The organism is Antarcticimicrobium luteum (genome assembly GCF_004358185.1).
Taxonomy (GTDB): domain Bacteria; phylum Pseudomonadota; class Alphaproteobacteria; order Rhodobacterales; family Rhodobacteraceae; genus Antarcticimicrobium; species Antarcticimicrobium luteum.
This window is the reverse complement of record NZ_SMUV01000014.1, coordinates 1-4420: the sequence shown is the minus strand read 5'-3', so window position 1 is coordinate 4420 and position 4420 is coordinate 1. Positions and strand designations below refer to the sequence as shown.

Below are 4420 nucleotides of genomic sequence, written 5' to 3'. Positions count from 1 at the left end.
CGTTCCGACGACGGGAGAGGGCGATGCTGCGTTTCAGGCGGATGCGAAGTTTGCAGAAATTCTCCGCCGTCCACGCCTCGGTCTACAACCTGTTCAACTCGGAGCGCAGCCTTACCTCGAGATCAAATTTCAAGCTGAGACGATTCGAGCTTTTTCCGGGGTGACCTAGCGGGGGGCAGGCTAAACGTTCCCTAGACCGATCCAGATTAGATCAGCGTATGAGCCAAAAGGCAGCGGGGGCGATATGAGGGGTCTTGTTCAGCATGATGTTGGCAGAATACCGGTCGCCTTTGATTGGGAACAATCAGCATATTGCGTGTTGAGCCATCCGACAGTCCAAATAGTTGTAAAATAGCAAAAAAAACTTTCGAAATCGCGAAAGCCCATCTTGGGTTGCAAAATCCCCCTCTCTTATATACCCTTGCAAGGGTTCTATCTATTCTTAGATGGCGACGGCGCCGAAATCGGCCTGCGTCCCTTGTCATGCGCACAGATGCGCATTGAACCTGCTTGGAAAATCTTAAATCACTATTCGGAAATCACTTGACATTTTGGGTTAAGCCGAGCTTGCGCCTCATCACATGCTGTACGGCTTACTCAAAGGCCAGGCTCCTGAGCCTTCCGGAATGAAACCATGCTGGACGCTGGCCGCTTGTTGCTCCCGGCGTGAATGACCGCGATGCTTTGTTGCTAACCTCGGTACATTTGTGATCTTGCTGCGGTGCTCAAAGACGCGGCCGGCCCTGAGGTGACGTTGGTCACCATATCCGATGCTACAATGCTAGATACCCAAAGCGGGAGCTAAACGGCTACGCGGCGCCCTTCCATTTCGTCGGCGTTACGTAGACGATGCTCTCGTCGAAGCTGACCATCACGTCTCCGTCCTGGATATTGACCTGTATCTTCATTGCGCGACTGGCCAGCTTCGCCAGGGCTCTCGTGTCGGCTTCGGAAAAACTCGTCACTTCGAGATTGTCGAACCGGCTGGCGCTGCCCTTGATCTTGTCCCACCACATCTCGGCGACCCGACCGCCATAGGGGTAGACGATCACTTTGTCGGCCTTGCTGCAGGACTGCCGCAACACCTTCTCGCTGGGCAGTCCCAGCGCCACCCACAGCTCGATCTCTCCGCTCAGGCTTTTCTGCCAGACGTCGGGTTCATCGTCCGTCGACAGGCCCTTGGTCATTTCCAAGTGTTCGTGGGCATTCAGGGCAAATGCAACGAGGCGCACCATCAGCCGTTCATCCGTCTCCGAGGGATGCTTCGCGACCGTCAGTTTGTGGGTCTCGTAATAGTGGCGATCCATGTCAGCGACGGAAAGCTCGACTTTGTAGATGGTGGCATTCTGAGCCATGAACTGCCTCGGGTCAGCGAAGGTTGGCGATGCCTACCCCGCCAGCGCTCCTTTGGAAAGCCGCTCAGGCCACGACGGATGCGCTGTCTCAATCCGGATACGTCTCTGGATAGGGGCATCCACGTCACCTTGGGATGATTGGCGCTGCCCCTTTGCCCCATTACCAGACTTTCTCCGCCTCCTCGTGCTCGAAAGCCGAGGCCATCTCCTTGATCTCCCGCTCCGAGGCGCCCAGGCGGCGGGCAACCTCCCTCCAGCTCTTCGTGGCTTCAGCCACTTCTCCGATAATACGGTCGGCCTCTTCGCTTTCGAGGAGATAGTTCTCGTGCTGGCCGCGATGCAGATCAATGCTGGCATCCGGATTGTCGTCGTCGACGTAGCTCTTGAGTACGCGCGGCTGATTTGGAACCGGGTTGATGTCGAAGGCCGGTGAAAGGTGCCATCCACACCACCACCAAGATGGATGACGATACCGCCTACCAGTTGACCAAGACCTACTGGGATAACAAGGCCGCGATGGCCGAAGGCGCGGCTTGGTGGGGCGGTGTGGATGCCGGCCTGATGAGCAACATCACCGGTAAGATCCACCCCGGCGCGGTTCGGTACTACAAAGAGGCAGGCATCGCACTGACCGAAGACCAGATGTAACGCGCATTCCAAACGTGAAAGGAAACGGGCCGGGCCGCGTATGGCCCGGCTTTCTTGTCGGAAAGGGTGCATATGAGCGGACTGGCTGATTTGCCGAAAACACTGTGGCTGAGATGGGCGTGGATCGCACTGGCGCTCATGCTGGTGGTCTTTCATATCGGGCTAATCTTTTCGGGCCTTGTGCCCAACCTTGTAAGCCGTCCGCTGCACCTGGCGCTGATCTTGCCGTGGGTGTTCCTGTTCGGCGTCACTGGTCGCTGGCGGCTGATCTCGGGATGTGTGCTGAGTGTCATAGGCATTTCTGCCTCCGTTTGGGTGGCGTCGCATGCCGACATGCTGGGCGATCAATACGGATTTCTGGAAAACCGCTTTCAGGTCGGCATTGGTTTTACTCTCCTGATTGTGGTGATCGAGGCCGCCCGGCGGGCTATCGGTTGGCCACTGCCGCTCGTGGCGGCCTCAGCGCTGCTTTACGCCTTTTTTGGTCATCGTATCCCGGGCGAGTTCGGCCATTCCGGCGTGCCCCTGCGATCGTTTCTGGGCACCATGACCATTGCTGAGGGCGGGATCTGGGGCAGCCTCACCGCCGTGTCGGTCGGAGTGGTATCCATCTTTGTGATCTTCGGTGCCGTGCTGAACGCCGGCGAGGCCGGGCAAGGTTTCATGAACGTCGCCGCTGCCGCTGCCGGGCGTCTGAAGGGGGGCGCGGCAAAGGTATCGGTTTTGTCTTCGGCCTTGTTCGGTTCGATTTCCGGCTCGGCCAGCGCGAATGTCGCTTCGACCGGGGCGATCACTTTGCCCGCCATGACGCGCTTGGGCTATCCCAAGCGGCTTGCCGCCGGGGTCGAGGCCGTGGCCAGTTCCGGCGGGCAAATCATGCCTCCCCTGATGGGGGCCGGGGCCTTCGTCATGGTCGAACTGACAGGCACCCCCTACACCCAGATCATGGGGGCGGCCCTGTTGCCCGCGCTATTGTATTTCTGGGCGGTCTGGGTGGGCATCAACGCCTATGCCACCCGGTTCGACCTGAAGGGGCTGGACCCCGCCGATCGCCCGCAAATGCGTGATGTCGTGGTCACCTCGCTGTTCTTCCTGGTGCCCTTCACCGTTCTGATGCTGAGTATGTTCGCTGCCGGTTACACCCCGCAATACTCGGCCTGCTTGGCCATTCTGGCCGGGGCGCTGTTGCTGCTGGTGGATGGGGACCTCCGTTTCGACCCGGTGAAAACCGCCGGCCGCGTGGCTGATGCCCTGCTGACGGCCTCGCGGCAGGTGTCGATGATCGCCGCCATCATCTTTTGTGCGTCGATCATCATCGGCGTCTTGGGGTCTACCGGGCTGGGTGTGAAAATCACCTCGGTCATACTCGAAGGGTCCGGCGGTGCGCTTTGGGCCTCTCTTTTGCTGACCGCCTTGGCCTGTTTGATTCTGGGGATGGAGGTTCCCACCACCGCCGCTTACGTCATCTGCGTTTCGGTCGCGGGGCCTGCCCTCATGAAGCTTGGGCTTGAGCCGCTTCAGGCCCACCTTTTCGTCTTCTGGTTCGCGCTTCTGTCCACCATCACACCACCTGTCTGCGGCGCGGTTTTCATCGCGGCGGGTATGATCAATGAAAACTGGATCAAGGTCGCCATGACCGCCATGGCGTTGGGCGTCGGCCTTTACCTGATCCCGCTTGGTATGATCACTTGGCCTGCGCTGATCCGGTTACCCTCAGATCCGGCTGGAGCATTGTTGGCTTTTGCCGTGCTGGCGGTCGGATTGACGGCGTTGTCCTTTGCCATGATCGGGCGCGCTTCCGTGCCAATCAGGTCGGGGCTGGCACTGCTGGGAACAGGGCTGCTTTTCGGTCCGGCGCTCGTTTGAAAAAGGGATCTCTCTCAAGGCTTTTTTCAAGGCTGGAATGAAGCACGGAGAAAGGCGAACAAGCGCAGCTTCCCAAAGGCCAATGTCAACAAAATGGTACGTCGACTTTCAGCAATGTCCCAAAATCGTTCGCCTGACATTTTGAAGTATGCGGATGGATTTTCCGGAAAGACTCACATTGGTTCCACTTTGGTCCTTCCAGATTTGCTCTAGCCTGTTTGCCTTTCATTTTATCCAAGCTTTTGAGCCGGGTTTCGAAAGCTCACGGGGTTTCGGTCAGGTAAACGAACTTCGGAATGTCACATCTTCTAGAATAATATGACGGGCTCCCTTTTCGGCGCAGAGCCGCCATTGGCCAGTGCTTGATGCCGCAGCGCGGCTTTCCCGAAAGCGGCAAATCAGTTTCCGCGAAAACAAGGTCGCCCGTATCTGGCCTTCCGGAACAATTTCGGGCTGGGTCAGTTGACCTGCTCCCCATAGAGTCCGCATTTATTAGTTCGCTCTGTTCAGGTTTTGGTCCTCTACTGACCGTTGGTGATACTCCCACGGGG

At 58.0% G+C, this 4420-nt stretch carries 3 protein-coding genes and 1 pseudogene; 3 read left to right on the top strand and 1 reads right to left on the bottom strand.

Annotation, left to right across the window (positions count from 1 at the left end; all coding sequences use genetic code 11):
* A pseudogene (locus E1832_RS22755) lies at positions 1 to 164 on the top strand (IS6 family transposase); the annotation flags it as partial.
* A 645-nt stretch (positions 165 to 809) separates the two neighbouring features.
* Here the strand turns inward: E1832_RS22755 and E1832_RS00150 are convergent.
* Positions 810 to 1355, bottom strand: coding sequence for a YaeQ family protein (locus E1832_RS00150; RefSeq protein ID WP_133357757.1), 546 nt, complete (start codon positions 1353 to 1355; stop codon positions 810 to 812).
* Between the two features lie 429 nt (positions 1356 to 1784).
* On the opposite strand from E1832_RS00150, the gene E1832_RS00145 reads away from it, so the two are divergent.
* Positions 1785 to 2003 (top strand): TAXI family TRAP transporter solute-binding subunit, encoded by a 219-nt coding sequence (locus E1832_RS00145; protein ID WP_280960192.1) that lies wholly within the window; start codon positions 1785 to 1787, stop codon positions 2001 to 2003.
* Between the two features lie 72 nt (positions 2004 to 2075).
* Entirely contained in the window at positions 2076 to 3869 is a 1794-nt protein-coding gene (locus E1832_RS00140; RefSeq protein WP_133357753.1) for a TRAP transporter permease, read from the top strand.
* The last annotated feature ends 551 nt before the right edge of the window (positions 3870 to 4420 follow it).